Genomic DNA, 15991 nt, shown 5'->3' with positions numbered 1-15991 from the left:
GATCTCCGCATAAGACATTCCCTTGAGAAAATAGTCGCGAAGCGCGTCGGAGTGCTCCGACGACCAATGGCCCGGTTCCATGCTGCTGTCCTGTGATGCGCCTCCTCCGATCGCACGATCGCGAGGCGGAGCCCACATTCCGGTATTCCGAAGTCGAAGTCAAGCGACAATTCTGATATTCATAATTGCATCAATTCCGAATTTCGGATTACAAGAGGCGGGACGATGGACAATCGAGGGAATCACCATGTTGGACGCTGCAATGATCGAACGGGGCCTGGAAAAGACGGGCAAGAGCAAGGGTGGCCTGGCGGCTGCCATGGGCGTTCGCCCCGGCGCTGTCTCGGAGATCCTCGGCGGCGAGCGCCTTGTGAAGGCTTCGGAAATCATCCCGATCATGGAATATCTCGAGCTCAATCTCGCGCCGATCATGGGTCGCGTCGGGGCCGGTGCCGTGATCGAGCCGGATTATGAGCAGGTTCCCCCGGAAGGCCTTGGCGACATCGCGCTGCCCTTTCCGATCATGGAGGAGACCATCGCATTCGAGATCGTGGGCGATTCGATGCTGCCCAAATACGAGAGCGGCGACGTCATCGTGGTCTACAAGGACCAGCGCCATCCGCTGTCGAGCTTCTACGGCGAGGAGGCCGTGGTCCGGCTCAAGACCGGCGAGCGCTATCTGAAGACTATCGAGCGGGGTAAATCCCCCTCCGTCGTCAATCTCACCAGCTTCAATGCCAAGCAGATCGTCGGCGTGAAACTGGAGTGGGTCGGCGAGATCTGCCTGTCCATGCCCAAGGGGCAGCTGGAGCGGTTGCGCGCCAAGTCGGCGCGCCCTCGCAAGCGGAGCAAGTAGGCTCTAATTCCGTTTTTTCGAAATGCACCTTGACTTGATTCCGTTTTTCGGAAATACTCTGCCGTGCCCGACCATGGGGCACGGCAGGATCGTTTCATGCAGTATTTCGTCGTGATGATCGACTATGGGCGCCGCGGCCGGGAAGCGGTCGTCGACCCTGAAATCACCAGGCGCGAGGTCATTTCCCGCGTCGCCTCAGGTGAATATCGGAATACCTCGTTCATCCAGGAGATCGTGGAGAACTCGGTCGAAGACGTGCCCGAGGCGATCCTCGCCGAGGCTGCCCTGCCCCGGATCCCGCCCGAAGAAGTCGACCTCCAGGCCCTGCGCCTCGATCACGCCCGCGATCTGCGCAAGCATGAGCGGACGTGACGCAGGCCCAAGCGGCTTGCGCCACAGCCCGTTCGGAGATCACACCGTGAGAACGGTTGATCCCGTGGTCTTGCGCGCGGCGAGATCGGCATGGGCTTTGGCGGCGTCCTTCAGTGGATAGGTCTGGTGCACCTCGATCTTGACCGCGCCGGACTTGACGACGTCGAACAGCTCGCCTGCCATCGCGACCAGGCTTTCACGCTTGGCGGCGTAGGTGAACAGCGTCGGTCGGGTGACGTAGAGCGAGCCCTTCTGCGCGAGCAAACCGAGATTGAGCGGCTCGACAGCGCCGGAGGACGCACCGAACAGCGCGGCGACGCCGAGCGGCGCGAGGCAGTCGAGCGACTTCAAGAACGTATCCTTGCCGACGGAGTCATAGACGACCGGCACCTTTTTGCCGCCAGTGATTTCGTCCACGCGCTTCACGAAATCCTCGCGGCTATAGATGATGACATGGTCGCAGCCATGCGCCTTGGCGAGCTTGGCCTTCTCGTCGTTGCTGACGGTGCCGATCACGGTCGCGCCGAGATGCTTGGCCCACTGGCAGAGAATCAGGCCGACGCCACCGGCGGCCGCATGGAGCAGGATGGTGTCGCCGGCCTTCACGCGATAGGTCTGCCGGATCAGATATTGCGTGGTGAGCCCCTTCAGCATCATCGCCGCCGCGGTCTTGTCGTCGATACTGTCCGGCAGCTTCAGCAGTCGGTCGGCCGGGATCAGCCGCGCCTCGGAATAGGCGCCGAGCGGCGAGGCGCCGTAGGCGACGCGATCGCCCGGCTTCACATCGGTGACACCGGGCCCGACCTCCTCGACGACGCCAGCAGCCTCGCTACCAAGCCCGCTCGGCAGTTGCGCCGGGTAAAGGCCCGAACGGTTGTAGATATCGACGAAGTTGAGACCGACGGCGGTATGGCGGATTCGCGCCTCGCCCGGTCCGGGCTTGCCGACACTGACCTCCTCCCAGACCAGCACTTCCGGACCACCGGTCTTGTGAAAGCGAATGGCATGCGTCATGGGCGTTGCTCCCTTATCGTTGAGGTCAGAGTCCGAATACCGGATCGGGCTTTTGAAATAGGTATTTGGTCCGCCCGTCACAGTGCAGAGACGTAACAAGAATGTCACAGCGAACGACAAACCTCCGCTGTTCCGCCTCTGTTCGAAAGAGTTGATGTCGGCCTTGCGCCGGCCGGCAGTAGCCTTCGCGCGGGTTTGGAGGTCGTCTGCGAAGGAGAGCCGAGATGCCAGCTTATGTAAAGCATCATCAGGATATCGAGATCGCGCCTGTGATTTGCCCCGCTTGCATGGGGTTCCTTCCGATGTATGTGCGCGAGGTCGAACCGCATTGGAGTCTTGCCAAGATCGACTTCGTCTATGAATGCGCAGATTGCGGCGCCGAGGTCAGACAGACGATCCGCAAGCCGGAGTTGCTGCGGCACTGATCGCGCGGCCGGTAGCCGCCCGACTATTTGCGTTGAGCGGAAGAAACGCCCATTGGCGCGGGTCTGGCCTCTCCCAAACGAGGCTTGTTCTTTGCCGTGAACGCAGGCAGAACAAGCCTCAATCAAGACCTTTGGGAGCGCCTTCTCGTGGCTGAACAGAAGCCCTCGACAGCGATCGAGGCAGTGGAGAGCGGCCTCGCCGCGCAAGGCTACATCGCGAGCCGGCAGATCGCGACCGCCGTGTATTTGTCGCAACAGATCGAGAAGCCGATCCTGGTCGAAGGGCCCGCGGGCGTCGGCAAGACCGAGCTTGCCAAGGCGATCGCGGCCTGGCGCGGCCTGAAGATGATCCGCCTGCAATGCTACGAAGGCCTCGACGAGGCCAAGGCGCTCTATGAATGGAAATACGCCAAGCAGCTTCTCTACACGCAGATCCTCAAGGACAAGCTCGGCGAAGTCCTGGGCGGCGCGCAGACTCTGCACGCTGCACTTAATCAGCTCCACGATTTCGGCGACGTGTTCTTCTCAAAGGAGTTTGTCGAGCCGCGGCCGCTGCTGCAAGCGCTGGAGCAGCCGGGCGGCTGCGTGCTCCTGATCGACGAGATCGACAAGTCGGATGCGGAGTTCGAATCGTTGCTGCTGGAAATTCTCTCCGATTTCCAGGTCACGATCCCCGAACTCGGCACCGTCTCCGCAATCACGCCGCCAACGGTGATCCTCACCTCCAACAGCGAGCGCGATCTCGGCGATGCCCTGAAGCGGCGCTGCCTGCATCTGCACATCGGCTTCCCCGAGCAGCGGCTCGAGGAGCGCATCGTCGAGAGCCGCGTCCCCAACATCTCGCAGACGCTGCGGCGGCAGATGGTCGGCTTCATCCACGAAATCCGCTCGCTCGACCTGAAGAAGCTGCCTTCAGTCAGCGAGACCATCGACTGGGCGCGCGTGCTGGTGCTCTTGCAGGCCTCGGAGCTCGACACCGAGATCGTCAAGGACACGCTCAACGTGCTCCTGAAATACGAGGCCGACATCGAGGCGGCTCAGCCTCAGATTACGACCTTCATTGCCAAGGCAGCACGATCCAACGTCTTCGGTTGACGCCGATGCGCGAGAATATTCATCGTTTTTTCCGTGCGGCACGGGGCGCCGGCGTCCATGTCTCGCCTGCCGAAAGCATCGATGCGATGCGCGCGGTCGCGCAGGTCGGCGTTTCCGACCGGACCATCCTGCGCGATGCGCTCCTTCTGACGCTCGCCAAGTCGCAGGACGAAAAGCTCGCGCTCGGTGACTGCTTCGACCTGTTCTTCAGCCAGCCGGAGCCGCGGCAGGAACAATCTGAAGCCGACAGCAACGATGTTTCGGAGGACGCGGATCAATCTCCATCATCTGGTGAGGCCAGCGATGCAAGCGGCGGTTCGCCTCCCGCAGAATTGGGCCCCCTCGCGAGGATGCTGCTGTCGCAGGATCGCAACGCGATCACCGCCGCGATCGCCAGCGCCTCAGGTGCGGCCTCCCTGTCCGACATCCGCTACTCCACCCAGCGCGGCATCTTCTCCAGCCGCATCCTCGACGCCATGGGGCTCCAGCGGCTACGCGACGATCTCGACGAGCTGACCCCGACCAATCCCGCACTGGCCGAGCGGCTTCGCGCCGCGCTCGATGCCTTGCGCGAAGCCGTTCGCGACACCGTCGCGCAGGGGCTTGCGCTCTATGCCCGCGAGGAGGCTGAAAACCTCCGCAACGAGATTCTGCGCAACGCGCCGCTTGCCCGCATCGAGCGGCGCCATGTCGCGGAGATGCGCGCTCTCATCCGCCAGATCGCACGGCGCCTGCGCGAGCGCTATTCGAAACCACGCAAGCGCCAACGGCGCGGTCATCTCGACGTCCGCCGCACGCTGCGCCGGAACGCCGCCTGGGGCGGCATCCCCTTTCTCACAGCCTGGAAGCGCAAGCATCGCGACCGGCCGAAGATCGTGGCGCTCTGCGATGTCTCGGGCTCAGTCGCGCAGGTCTCGGATTTCTTCCTGCTCCTGATCCATTCGCTGCACGAGGTCGTCGACGACGTCCATTCCTTCGCCTTCTCCTCGCATCTGATCGAAGTCAGCGACATCCTTGAATCGAAACCGCCGGAAGAGGCGATGGCCGAGATCATGTCCAAGGTCGGCTTCGGCTCCTCCGACTACGGCTCTTCGCTGGTCGATTTCGAGAAGGAGTTCATGAGCGCGCTGACGCCGCAGACCACGGTGATCGTGCTGGGCGATGCCCGCAGCAACAATCTCGATCCGCGCGCCGACATCCTGCGCCGCATCTCGGAGCGCTCGAAACGGCTGGTGTGGCTCAATCCCGAAGGACGTCTCGCCTGGGGCTTTGGCGATTCCGAGATGCCGCGCTATGCGACCTTCTGCAGCGTGGTGCGCCAGTGCGCGACCGCGCAGCAGCTCGAGCGCGCGGTGTCCGATATTGTGGCGACTTATCAGTAGGCCTTACCCACAGCCGACGTCAGTTTCGCACCAGCTCCGTCTGAGCCACATTGCACTCCCGGAAATGATAGGCGATCTCGTCAAGCGCGCGCTGCTCCCATTCTTGAGCTTGCGCAAGCCAGAAAACCCGGCGCTGGAAATCAAGCGCGGCGCGCTCCCGGCACAGGGATTCCTGACTGCGAATTTCGACCAGTCTGTTCATGCACTCCACTCCTGCCGTGTGAAGCTATTCCCCGCGAATCAGCGTAACAAAATCTCCAACCCTTCGTCTCATGATTTCTGTGCATATTGCGACGCAGAATGGGACAGCAGCGCTTCCCGTGCAGTGCGGTTGTTCGCGGACCAACATCAAGCCCACATCATCAATATGTGATCGAGGCTCCGGACGATCCTAGTGATCGAGCGGTCTTAACTCTTGTGGCGCAATGGCGTGCAGCAATTTGTGAAGAGAAGTTCTAAACACCTCACCGAATTCCCGACTCATTGTCGTCGCACGGTCTTCATGCAGCGCCACTAACAGAGGCGCACGAACGGCACTATGGCTTGAGGCAGCATGAGCAGCGACATCGACTTCGATCTTTCGCCAGACCAATGGGAGGTCCTGAAGGCGCTTCGCAACCCGGTGTCGAACGGTCGCCTTTCCAAGGCCAATCTCATCGAGAGCCTCGTCAAGCTCGGTCTTGTCGTCGTCTGCGACGGCGTCCCGGTCATGACCCCGAATGGACGCAAGGTGCTGGTACGCGGATCGTGTCGGCTGCTAGATCTCGCGGCGTGACGCGGCCACCCGCGTGCGGAACGTGACCGTAGGACCGCAAAATCGCCTGTCCAGTGACCGACGGCACCTCGAACGGTTTCCCGGTGCCGATGCGGATGCCCGGTCGCACCGCAAAAGCGACCAAATAGACCTCCTCCTCAGCGAAAACCGCGACAATCTGGCACGCTAGTTGCTCCTTTCGACGATCGAGACGTCGTCAAAACGGGGGAGTCACCATGTCGACCATTGCCGCGGCCCCGGCCGCCGAGCCAAAGCCGCTCTACACATCGCTGTTCGTCCAGGTCCTGGCCGCGCTGATCCTCGGCATCATCCTGGGTGTGGCCGCGCCGGATTTTGCCATCTCCCTCAAGATCCTTAGCGACGCCTTCCTGAAGCTGATTTCGATGATCGTGGCGCCGATCGTGTTCTGCGTCGTCGTGCACGGCATTGCCGGCGCGGGCGACCTCAAGAAGGTCGGACGGGTCGGCGTCAAGGCGCTGGTCTATTTCGAGGTGATGACCACAGTCGCGCTCGTGGTAGGTCTCATCCTGGCCTACACTTTCGGCCCCGGCCACGGCATGAACATCGATCCCTCGACGCTGGACGCCAAGGCCCTCAATACCTATGCCGATAACGCCCACAAGCTTCAGGGCGGCGGCATCGGCTCCTTCCTCCTCAACGTAATCCCGAGCACCTCGTTCGACGCGTTGTCGCGCAACGACGTGCTCCAGGTGCTGTTCTTCGCCGTGCTGTTCGGCGTAGGCCTCGCACTGGTCGGCGGCGAGAAAGGCAAGCTCGTCACGTCGATGATCGATGCCGCCTCGACCGTGCTGTTCCGCGTCATGGGGCTTATCGTCCGCGTTGCTCCACTCGGCGTGCTCGGCGCAGTCGCCTACACCGTCGGCAAATACGGCGTCGGCTCGCTCAAGCAGCTCGTCTCACTGGTGGCGCTGTTCTACGTCTCGGTCGGCATCTTCGTGCTGGGCGTGCTCGGCGGCGTCATGGCGCTCGCCGGCATCAACATCCTCAAATTCCTCGCCTACCTGCGCGAGGAGTTGACCATCGTGCTCGCGACCGCCTCGTCCGACGCCGTGCTGCCGCAGATCATGAAGAAGCTGGAGCGGATGGGCGTGAAGGATTCCGTCGTCGGCCTCGTCATCCCGACCGGATATTCCTTCAACCTCGACGCCTTCTCGATCTACCTCACGCTCGCAGTCGTTTTCATCGCGCAGGCGACCAACACGCCGCTGTCCTTCGGCGATCTCCTGCTGGTGCTCGGCGTCTCCCTGATCACCTCGAAGGGCGCGCATGGCGTGCCGGGCTCCGCGATCGTGATTCTGGCGGCGACGCTGAACGCGGTGCCGAGCATCCCTGCGATCGGCCTCGTGCTGGTTTTGTCGGTCGACTGGTTCATCGGCATGGCTCGCGCGGTCGGCAACCTCACCGGCAATTGCGTTGCGACCGTGGTTGTGGCCGCCTGGGAAGGCGACCTTGACCGCGCCAAGGCGGCCAAGGTGCTCGACGGTGGCGAGCTTGTGGACGTGACGGCGGGGTAATGACCGCCGTTCAGTCATTCCACTGGAGGAGCGGCGTTCCATGCGCCCTCCTCCAGACGGAGAGGAAACGCGGAAACCAGGAGTGGGCCACGGCCCCCTTGTAAGCCCAGGTGCGATATTTCAGGCCCTGTTCCGAGATCAGTTCCTGATAGCCGCCGTGGACCTCGGTCGCGGTGCGAATGTCCTTCAGAATTCCCTGGGCGCAGGATCGGTAGGTATCGCTCCCCGAGAATTCGTCATAATCCAGCATGCGATCCGCGAACTCGACGTTGAACGTCGGCCAGGAGGAACGTCCCTGGTAGGCGGGAGCCGCGATCTTGTGGATCATCTTGTTCCGCGGACTATCCGCGGACACCAGGAAGTGGAATGTGCTGGGGATGCGAAAGCGCGGCTCCGCAATGATCAGATCCGCCGTGGCCGCGAACAGCGCGCGCTCGGCCGGCTCGCTCATATCCCAGAAGCCGCGATGCACACTGGCGAAATCCAGCGCGACCGAGGACGCCGGCGAGCCCGTGGGGCCGTCCAGGGAATGCCTGATATAGCCGTCCTTGCCGAACAGGCGGAGCAGGTCCCTCTTGTACTGCTCCAGGTCGCGTCCGAGCCGCCGCTTCAGCTCGTTCTCGTCGACGATTCCGAGCTGCACGCCCCACACGAACGTCGTGTAGACGCAGGCATTGGTGACGAAACGCCTGCGCTCGGCGCGCGTGTCGGTTGCCGCGGAGCGCGGAGCACTGGCGTCGCACAGCAAATAGGTGGAGCCATCATCATTGAACGGTTCGAGCTCGCTTGCGAGCTGGAGGATCGCACGCTTCAGATCGCCGCAATATTCGGCCAGCAGCAGGCGGCCGGCATGCGCGCATTGCGACATCGCCAGATAGGATGACGCTCTCTCCTCGGCCGAGATCATCTGCCGCAGGCCGGCCAGAATGCCGAGCAGCGTATCCGAAGGGCGCGAGAAATAGTTCACGCCGAGATACCGGGCGCGCCCGGCCGGGACGATGGTCGTCGTGACGACGTTGGCGCGAACCGCTTCCAGCAGCAGCCGGACGCTCTTGTCGAGCAGACGAGCCCGGCGCACCGCATCCTGCGAATCCATGATGGTGTCGGGATCGAGGACGTCGGGATAGAACCAGGCGAAGTCGCGCGGATAGTACGCAGAGGCGTGCGGCGCGCCGGTGACGAGAAAGGACTCAGATACCGCAAAGGCACTGTCCATCGAGTGCCGGTAAAGGTCCTCGATGGACGTGAACGGATGATGCGACTTCCTCAGGAATCGATCACCGAGAAAGTTCACCGCCTGAAGCGCGTTGGCAACGAAGGTCGCCGTCAGGCCTTGGTAAAACCGGTTTCCGCGATGGGATGGAGAAGAGATGCCGCTGTTCATAGGCGCCGTCGAATGGGTCTCGTGGTCCGGCGGGAGGCCGTCGCGGCTCCAGACCTGTCTGATTCGTGTCTCTATCCCGTGACTTGCGGGCTCAGTTTAGCCTTCCCGCGGCCGAAAGTTCTCGATCACGCGCAGCAACACCCGCGCGCCGGCGTCGGCATCGGCGAGCTCGACATGCTCGTCCGGGTGATGGCTGATGCCGCCGCGGCAGCGGACGAAGATCATGGCGACATCGGCAATATCGATCATGGCCATGCCGTCATGCCCGGCCCCGCTCGGCAGCTCGAAGACGGAAAAACCTTCCGCTTTGATCGCCTGCGCGATCTGCTCCTTGAGCCAGGGCGCACAAGGCGCGGTGCGGTTCTCGTGGGTGACGTCGAGCTGAAGCGTCAATTGACGCCGCTTTGCGATGGCTTCGATTTGCCTGACGGCATCGGCGACCGCGCGCTTGCGGTGCATGTCGGTCGGCGCCCGCATGTCGATGGTGAACGACACCTCGCCCGGAATGACGTTGGTCGCGCCGGGCCTCGCCTGGATGTAGCCGACGGTGCCGACCAGCCCGCCTTCGTCGGTGCGGCAAAACTGCTCGATCGCGCCGATGCATTCGGCCGCGCCCGCCAACGCATCGCGCCGGAGCGCCATCGGCACCGTGCCCGCGTGCCCCGCCATGCCGGTCAGCCGCGCGGCAAGCCGTGTCGCGCCCGCGATCGCGGTGACCACCCCGACGGGCAGGTTTTGTGCTTCCAGCACCGGCCCTTGCTCGATGTGCAGCTCGAGATAGGCAAGCAGCTCGCGCCGGGCCCGAGCGGCCGCGCCGATATGATCGGGATCGAGCCCGAACTGCACCAGCGCATCGCGCATGGCGACGCCATCGCTGTCGCGTGTGTTGAGGACGCTTTCGTCAAAAGTGCCGGCTACCGCGCGGCTGCCGAGCAGGGTCGAGGCAAAGCGCACCCCTTCCTCATCCGCAAAACCGACGATTTCGATCGCGAACGGGAGGCGCTTGCCGCGACGGTTGAGATCGGCGACGCAGGCGATCGCCGTGATCACGCCCAGTGGCCCGTCCCATTTGCCGGCATCGCGGACGGTGTCGTAGTGCGAGCCGAGCATCAGGCAAGGCGCGCCCGGCCGCTCACCTTCGTAGCGCCCGCAGACATTGCCGATCGCGTCGAGACGCGCACTCATGCCGGCGTCGCGCATCCAGCTCAGGATGAGGTCCGCCGCCTTGCGCAGCTCGCTGGTCAGATAGACGCGGGTGAGCTTGTCGCCTTCTTCCGAGATCGCCGCGAGCTCGTTGATCCCTCGCACGATCTCTTCGCCGAGCGAACCATTCTGAACGGCGTTACCAGCAGCCATCTCGGCGAGCTTTCCATCTCTTGGGACCGCGGCGACGGCGGTCCTGGCGGCAATCGATTCAAGTTCGGTGCCAGCGAAATCACGCTGCCGACGCCGGTCCAAGCAGCGCGTGGTTAGCATGGAATGCCGCCGCCGGCAGACCGCCCGGCCCTCGTCATGCACATGTTCAAGCCGGGTAAGACCTGCTTAACTCCATTGCATACAACTATAAAATAATGCCTATAATTTCATCTGCTGCTTTCATGCTCAGGTTCGGAACACATGAAATAACAATATATTTCCAACGACTTATTCGGAAATGCTCCCTCAATAGCCTCTGGCACGAAGCTTGCGACAATTGATCCCGGGCTCCGCCAGACCGGCGCAGCGAGATGAGGCGGTGCATCCGCCAAGGGGAGCAAGCAATGGAATTTGGCAGGATCTCACGACGTCATTTGTTGCAGGGCGGTGCGGCCGTCACCCTCGGTGCGGCGACGGGCATTCGTCCCGTCTTCGCGGCCGAGACCACCATCGGATTCATCTACGTCGGCTCGCGCGACGACTATGGCTACAACCAGGCGCATGCGCAGGGCGCGGCGGCGCTGAAGAAGATTCCCGGCCTCAAAGTCGTGGAAGAAGAGAAGGTGCCCGAGACCGACGCGGTCGAGAAGACGATCGAGTCCATGATCAATCTCGACGGCGCCACCCTGCTCTTCCCGACCTCGTTCGGTTACTACAATCCGCACATGGTCAAGATGGCCAACAAATTCCCGAAGCTGCACTTCGAGCATTGTGGCGGCCTGTGGAGCGACAAGGACCCGAAGAACGCCGGCAGCTATTTCGGCTATATCGATGAAGCCCAGTACATCTCGGGCATCGTCGCCGGCTATAGCTCCAAGAGCGGCAAGCTCGGCTTCGTCGCCGCCAAGCCGATCCCGCAAGTGCTGCGCAACATCAACGCATTCGCGCTCGGCGCGAGGCTTGCCAATCCCAAGGCCACCACGCAGGTCATCTTCACCGGTGACTGGTCGATGCCGGTCAAGGAAGCCGAGGCCACCAACAGCCTGATCGATCAGGGCGTCGACGTCCTCACTTGCCATGTCGACGGTCCGAAGACCATGGTCGAGAACGCCGCGCGTCGGGGCGCCATGGTGTGCGGCTATCACGTCAACCAGTCGCCGCTCGCGCCGAAGGCGTATCTCACGGGCGCCGAGTGGAACTGGGAAGCGCTGTACCCCAAATTCGTCAAGATGATCGCCGCCGGCGAGAGCATCCCGAACTTCTATCGCGGCGGCCTCAAGGAAGAGATCGTCAAGACCTCGCCCTATGGCGAAGCGGTCTCCGCCGAGGCGCGCAAGCACGCCGACGACGTCAAGGCCAAGTTCTTGTCCGGTGACGGCTACGCCATCTTCAAGGGAGGGCTGGTCGACAACAAGGGCAAGACGGTGATCGCGGCCGGCACCGATCGCGGCCAGAAGGACCCCGAACTCGAGAAGATGGACTATCTCGTGGAGGGCGTGGTCGGGGCGACTTCGTGACGGCGGAAGCTGCGGATCCCGTTGAAGCGGTCGGGACAGTTGCCCCGGCCGCCGATCCGGGATTCCTCCAGCGTCACGGCGGAGCGATCGAATATATCCTGATCCCGGGCGCGGCGCTGGCCGGCGCGCTCGTGGTCTTCGGCATCTTCGTCGCGATGTTCGGCAAGAACCCGCTCGACCTCTATTTCTACATGTACTACGGCGCGTTCGGCACCTGGTTCTCATGGCAGAACACGCTGACGCGCGCGGCGCCGCTGATCCTCACCGCGCTCTGCACGGCGCTGCCTGCGCAGCTCGGCATGGTCATCATCGGCGGCGAAGGCGCACTCCTGATCGGCGCGCTGTCGGCAACCGGCGCAGCACTGGTGCTTCAGGGCATGCCGCCGCTGATCGTTCAGATCGCCATGGTCGTCGGCGGCGTGATCGGCGGTGGCCTGTGGGTCATGCTTTCGGGCGCGCTGCGGCAATATCGCGGCGTCAACGAGACGATCTCGAGCCTGCTGCTCGTCTACATCGCGCTCGCGGTCCTCAACCATCTCGTCGAAGGCGCGATGCGCGACCCCGCCAGCCTCAACAAGCCGTCGACCCGCGAGATCGGCGCGGCCAACATGATCGGATCGATACCTGGCACCGACGTGCATTGGGGTCTGGTGTTCGGCCTGATCGCCGCGATTGCCGCCTATATCCTGATCTATCACACCGTGTTCGGCTTCGCCGCGCGCGTTGCCGGCGGCAACATCCGCGCTGCGAAGATTGTCGGCCTCAATGTCAGCAAGTTGATCCTGACCATCTGCTTCCTTGCCGGCGGCGCCGCGGGCCTTGCCGGCATGGTCGAGGTCGCCGCCGTGCAGGGGCGCACCAACGCCAACCTCGCCGCGGGCTACGGCTTCACAGGGATTCTCGTCGCCTTCCTGGCGCGGCAAAATCCGCTCGCCATTATCCCCGTCGCGATCCTGCTCGGGGGTATCAGCGCCAGCGGCGGGCTGTTGCAGCGCCGCCTCGGATTGCCGGATGCATCCGTGCTGGTGCTGCAAGGCATCATCTTCGTCTTCGTGCTGGCCAGCGATGCGCTCTATGGCCGCATCGGGTTTCTGAAGGGAAAGTCCTGAGATGGCAGACGGCTCGATCGGACTCTGGACCGTCCCACTCGCCGTGCTCGGCGGCGCCATTCGCGTCTCGACGCCGTTCCTGTTCGTGAGCCTGGGCGAATGCATCACCGAGCGCTCCGGCCGCATCAATCTCGGCCTCGAGGGCACGCTGGTGATGGGCGCGATGAGCGCCTACGGCATTTCCTACCTCACGGGATCGCCGTGGCTGGGCGTGCTCGCCGCTGGCATTACCGGCGCGCTTCTGGGCGCCCTGCATGCCGGCATCTGCTCACTGCCGCGCGTCAACGACATTGCGGTCGGCATCGCGCTGATGCTGTTCGGCACCGGCCTAGCTTTCTATCTCGGCAAACCGTTGATCGAGCCGACAGCGCCTCGACTGCCGGCAATCGATTTCGGCTGGTGGAGCGACATTCCGCAGGTACGGGCGGCCCTACGGGTCAACGTGCTGTTCCTGATCGGCGTCGCGCTCGCGCCAATTCTCTACTGGGCCTTCCGGACCACGCGCTGGGGCCTCCTGATCCGCACCGCCGGCGAGAGTTCGGACGCTGCGCGTGCGATGGGCCACTCCGTGCTGCTGATCCGCCTGCGCGCGACCATGGTTGGCGGCTTCCTCGCCGGCATCGGCGGTTCGTTCCTGTCGCTGTTCTATCCCGGAAGCTGGAACGAGGGCCTGTCCTCGGGCCAAGGCATCACGGCCGTGGCGCTCGTGATCTTCGCACGCTGGGACCCCTTGCTGTGTCTGTGGGCCTCGCTCGCCTTCGGCGGCGCCGCGGCGCTGGGCCCGGCGCTGCAATCGGTCGGCGTCACCTCCGGCTACCACCTCTTCAACGCAGCACCCTACATCCTGACGCTGGCGATCATGATCATCACCTGCTCGCCGAAACGCACGCTGACCGGAGCCCCGGCCGAACTCTCGATCACACGGTAACACGCGACACGCAAAGAGGTCGTCCATGCCCGAGCGCTACCTCAAGTCCGAGCCCTATGCCTGGCCTTACAACGGTGATCTCCGTCCCGAGAACACCGCGCTGATCATCATCGACATGCAGACCGATTTCTGCGGTGTCGGCGGTTATGTCGACAAGATGGGCTATGACCTGTCGCTGACCCGGGCGCCGATCGAACCCATCAAGAAGCTGCTCGCTGCGATGCGCGCACAGGGCTTCCACATCATCCATACCCGCGAGGGCCATCGCCCCGATCTCTCCGATCTGCCCGCCAACAAGCGCTGGCGTTCCCGGCAGATCGGCGCCGGCATCGGCGATCCCGGCCCCTGTGGCCGCATCCTGGTGCGCGGAGAGGCCGGGTGGGACATCATCCCGGAGCTCGCGCCGCTGCCCGGCGAACCGATCATCGACAAGCCCGGCAAGGGCTCGTTCTGCGCCACCGATCTGGAGCTGATCCTGCGCGTGCGCGGTATCGAGAACATCGTGCTCACCGGGATCACCACCGACGTTTGCGTTCACACCACCATGCGTGAGGCGAACGACCGCGGCTTCGAATGCGTGCTGTTGCACGATTGCTGCGGCGCGACCGACAGGAGCAATCACGAGCACGCACTGAAGATGATCAAGATGCAGGGCGGCGTATTCGGTGCGGTCTCGACCTCCGACGCCTTCATCGGAGCGATTTCGTGATCGTCGGCGAAACGCCACCGCCATCAGGCGCCTTCGGCGTCGACGCGATCGCCATGACCATGCGCTTCGGTGATTTCGTGGCGCTGGACAATATCGCGCTGAAAGTGCGGCCGGGTTCGTTCCATGCGCTGCTCGGGGAGAACGGCGCCGGCAAGTCGACCCTCGTCAAATGCATCATGGGTTACTATCACGCCACCGAGGGCGACATCCTCGTCGGGGGCCGCGAGCAGGCGATCGGCAATCCGAAGGACGCCCACGCCCTCGGCCTCGGCATGGTCTACCAGCATTTCACCCTGGTGCCGGCGATGACGGTCGCCGAAAATCTGGTGCTGGCGCGCGATGACGTGCCGGCCGTCGTGAACTGGCCGAAAGAGATGAAGGAGCTCGAGGCCTTTCTCGCGCGCATGCCGTTCAAGGTCCCGCTCAGCGCAAAAGTCTCCGACATCTCCGCGGGCGAACGGCAGAAGTGCGAGATCCTCAAGCAGCTCTACCTGAGGCGTCGCTTCCTGATCCTGGACGAGCCGACATCAGTGCTGACGCCTGCGGAAGCCGACGAAGTGCTCGGCATGCTCCGCGACATGGTCGTCAAGGGCGAGCTGACCATCCTGATGATCACGCACAAATTCCGCGAGGTCATGGCCTTCGCCGACGACGTCACGATCCTGCGCCGCGGCAAGCTCGCCGGCGCCGGCAAGGTTTCCGAACTGACGCCGGACGCGATGGCGCGCACCATGATCGGCGCCGAGGAGCTGACGGTGCAGCCGCCGCGCACCGGTGAGGCCGGCAAGGCGAGGCTGGAGCTGACGAAGATGCGCGCGCGCGACGACGCCGGCGCCATCGCCGTGCATGACGTCTCCCTCACGGTCCGTGCCGGCGAGATCGTCGGCATCGCCGGCGTCTCCGGCAACGGCCAGCGCCAGCTCGTCGAGGTGCTGGCCGGGCAGCGCGCAGCCGAGAGCGGCGAGATCCGTGTCGCCGGCGATCCCTATCACGCCAGCCGCGAGGAGATGCGGCGGCACAATATGTCACTCCTGCCGGAGGAGCCACTGAAGAACGCCTGTGTCGGCGGCATGAGCGTCGCCGACAACATCGCCTTCCGCGAGTTCGACCGCGCGCCTTTCGCGAGCCTCGGCTGGTGGCTCAACCGCGGCGCCTTCCGCGTCGACGCCGGGAAGAAGATCGCCCAGTACAAGATCAAGACCCGCACGCCTGACACGCCGATCTCGGCATTGTCGGGCGGCAATGTCCAGCGCGCCGTGCTGGCCCGCGAGCTCGGCGGCGACGTCGAGGTGCTGATCGCAGCCAATCCCTGTTTCGGGCTCGATTTCGCAGCGGTGGCGCAAATCCATGCCGAGATCATGGCCGCGCGTAACCGCGGCGCCGCGGTGCTGTTGGTCAGCGAGGACCTCGACGAACTCCTTGAACTCTCCGATCGGCTGGTGGTGATGTTCCACGGCGAATTCGTGTATGAAGCACGGACCAGCGAAGCCGATCTGACCGTTGTCGGCCGGCATATGGCGGGGCATTGACCAGG

16 protein-coding genes are annotated in these 15991 nt (G+C 63.6%); 12 read left to right on the top strand and 4 right to left on the bottom strand.

Annotation, left to right across the window (positions count from 1 at the left end):
* Positions 1-247: 247 nt before the first annotated feature.
* Positions 248-856, top strand: a complete 609-nt coding sequence (locus tag FXB41_RS36990) for a S24 family peptidase (RefSeq protein WP_007601486.1) — start codon at positions 248-250, stop codon at positions 854-856.
* A gap of 96 nt (positions 857-952) precedes the next feature.
* Positions 953-1228 carry a hypothetical protein gene (locus FXB41_RS36985; protein WP_219685291.1) on the top strand — a complete coding sequence of 92 codons (276 nt, stop codon included), beginning with the start codon at positions 953-955 and terminating at the stop codon, positions 1226-1228.
* Positions 1229-1267: 39 nt separating this feature from the next.
* On the opposite strand, the gene FXB41_RS36980 is transcribed toward FXB41_RS36985, so the two are convergent.
* Positions 1268-2242 (bottom strand): quinone oxidoreductase family protein, encoded by a 975-nt coding sequence (locus tag FXB41_RS36980; RefSeq protein ID WP_219685290.1) that lies wholly within the window; start codon positions 2240-2242, stop codon positions 1268-1270.
* A gap of 224 nt (positions 2243-2466) precedes the next feature.
* Between FXB41_RS36980 and FXB41_RS36975 the strand changes: the two genes are divergently transcribed.
* From FXB41_RS36975 to FXB41_RS36965, 3 genes are all read left to right on the top strand, one after another.
* Positions 2467-2667, top strand: a complete 201-nt coding sequence (locus FXB41_RS36975) for a hypothetical protein (protein ID WP_007601483.1) — start codon at positions 2467-2469, stop codon at positions 2665-2667.
* 147 nt (positions 2668-2814) lie between these two features.
* Positions 2815-3762 (top strand): AAA family ATPase, encoded by a 948-nt coding sequence (locus tag FXB41_RS36970; RefSeq protein ID WP_007601482.1) that lies wholly within the window; start codon positions 2815-2817, stop codon positions 3760-3762.
* A gap of 5 nt (positions 3763-3767) precedes the next feature.
* On the top strand, positions 3768-5144 hold the full coding sequence (locus tag FXB41_RS36965; RefSeq protein WP_219685289.1) for a vWA domain-containing protein: 1377 nt from the start codon (positions 3768-3770) through the stop codon (positions 5142-5144).
* Positions 5145-5163: 19 nt separating this feature from the next.
* Here FXB41_RS36965 and FXB41_RS36960 read toward each other — a convergent pair whose 3' ends face one another.
* On the bottom strand, positions 5164-5346 hold the full coding sequence (locus FXB41_RS36960; RefSeq protein ID WP_007601478.1) for a hypothetical protein: 183 nt from the start codon (positions 5344-5346) through the stop codon (positions 5164-5166).
* Positions 5347-5697: 351 nt separating this feature from the next.
* On the opposite strand from FXB41_RS36960, the gene FXB41_RS36955 reads away from it, so the two are divergent.
* Positions 5698-5919, top strand: a complete 222-nt coding sequence (locus FXB41_RS36955; RefSeq protein ID WP_219685288.1) for a hypothetical protein — start codon at positions 5698-5700, stop codon at positions 5917-5919.
* 215 nt (positions 5920-6134) lie between these two features.
* Positions 6135-7454, top strand: coding sequence for a dicarboxylate/amino acid:cation symporter (locus FXB41_RS36950; RefSeq protein ID WP_018456682.1), 1320 nt, complete (start codon positions 6135-6137; stop codon positions 7452-7454).
* A 10-nt stretch (positions 7455-7464) separates the two neighbouring features.
* Here FXB41_RS36950 and FXB41_RS36945 read toward each other — a convergent pair whose 3' ends face one another.
* Complete coding sequence (locus FXB41_RS36945) at positions 7465-8838, bottom strand: hypothetical protein (RefSeq protein ID WP_219685287.1); 1374 nt, start codon at positions 8836-8838, stop codon at positions 7465-7467.
* Positions 8839-8934: 96 nt separating this feature from the next.
* Complete coding sequence (locus FXB41_RS36940) at positions 8935-10194, bottom strand: allantoate amidohydrolase (protein ID WP_035995577.1); 1260 nt, start codon at positions 10192-10194, stop codon at positions 8935-8937.
* A gap of 404 nt (positions 10195-10598) precedes the next feature.
* Here FXB41_RS36940 and FXB41_RS36935 point away from each other — a divergent pair, with 404 nt between their 5' ends.
* From FXB41_RS36935 to FXB41_RS36915, 5 genes are read left to right on the top strand one after another with little or no spacing between them, the layout of a single operon-like run.
* Positions 10599-11711 (top strand): BMP family ABC transporter substrate-binding protein, encoded by a 1113-nt coding sequence (locus FXB41_RS36935; RefSeq protein WP_219685286.1) that lies wholly within the window; start codon positions 10599-10601, stop codon positions 11709-11711.
* Complete coding sequence (locus tag FXB41_RS36930) at positions 11708-12820, top strand: ABC transporter permease (protein WP_219685285.1); 1113 nt, start codon at positions 11708-11710, stop codon at positions 12818-12820. Before FXB41_RS36935 ends, FXB41_RS36930 begins: the two co-directional genes overlap by 4 nt.
* A 1-nt stretch (position 12821) precedes the next feature.
* Positions 12822-13748, top strand: a complete 927-nt coding sequence (locus FXB41_RS36925) for an ABC transporter permease (protein ID WP_007601468.1) — start codon at positions 12822-12824, stop codon at positions 13746-13748.
* Positions 13749-13773: 25 nt separating this feature from the next.
* On the top strand, positions 13774-14457 hold the full coding sequence (gene biuH / locus FXB41_RS36920; protein ID WP_219685284.1) for a biuret amidohydrolase: 684 nt from the start codon (positions 13774-13776) through the stop codon (positions 14455-14457).
* Complete coding sequence (locus FXB41_RS36915) at positions 14454-15986, top strand: ABC transporter ATP-binding protein (protein ID WP_219685283.1); 1533 nt, start codon at positions 14454-14456, stop codon at positions 15984-15986. Before biuH ends, FXB41_RS36915 begins: the two co-directional genes overlap by 4 nt.
* Positions 15987-15991 lie beyond the last annotated feature (5 nt).

The organism is Bradyrhizobium canariense (assembly GCF_019402665.1).
GTDB lineage: Bacteria > Pseudomonadota > Alphaproteobacteria > Rhizobiales > Xanthobacteraceae > Bradyrhizobium > Bradyrhizobium canariense.
Note: the sequence above shows the minus strand (reverse complement) of the source record. Positions and strands in the feature narration are given on the sequence as shown.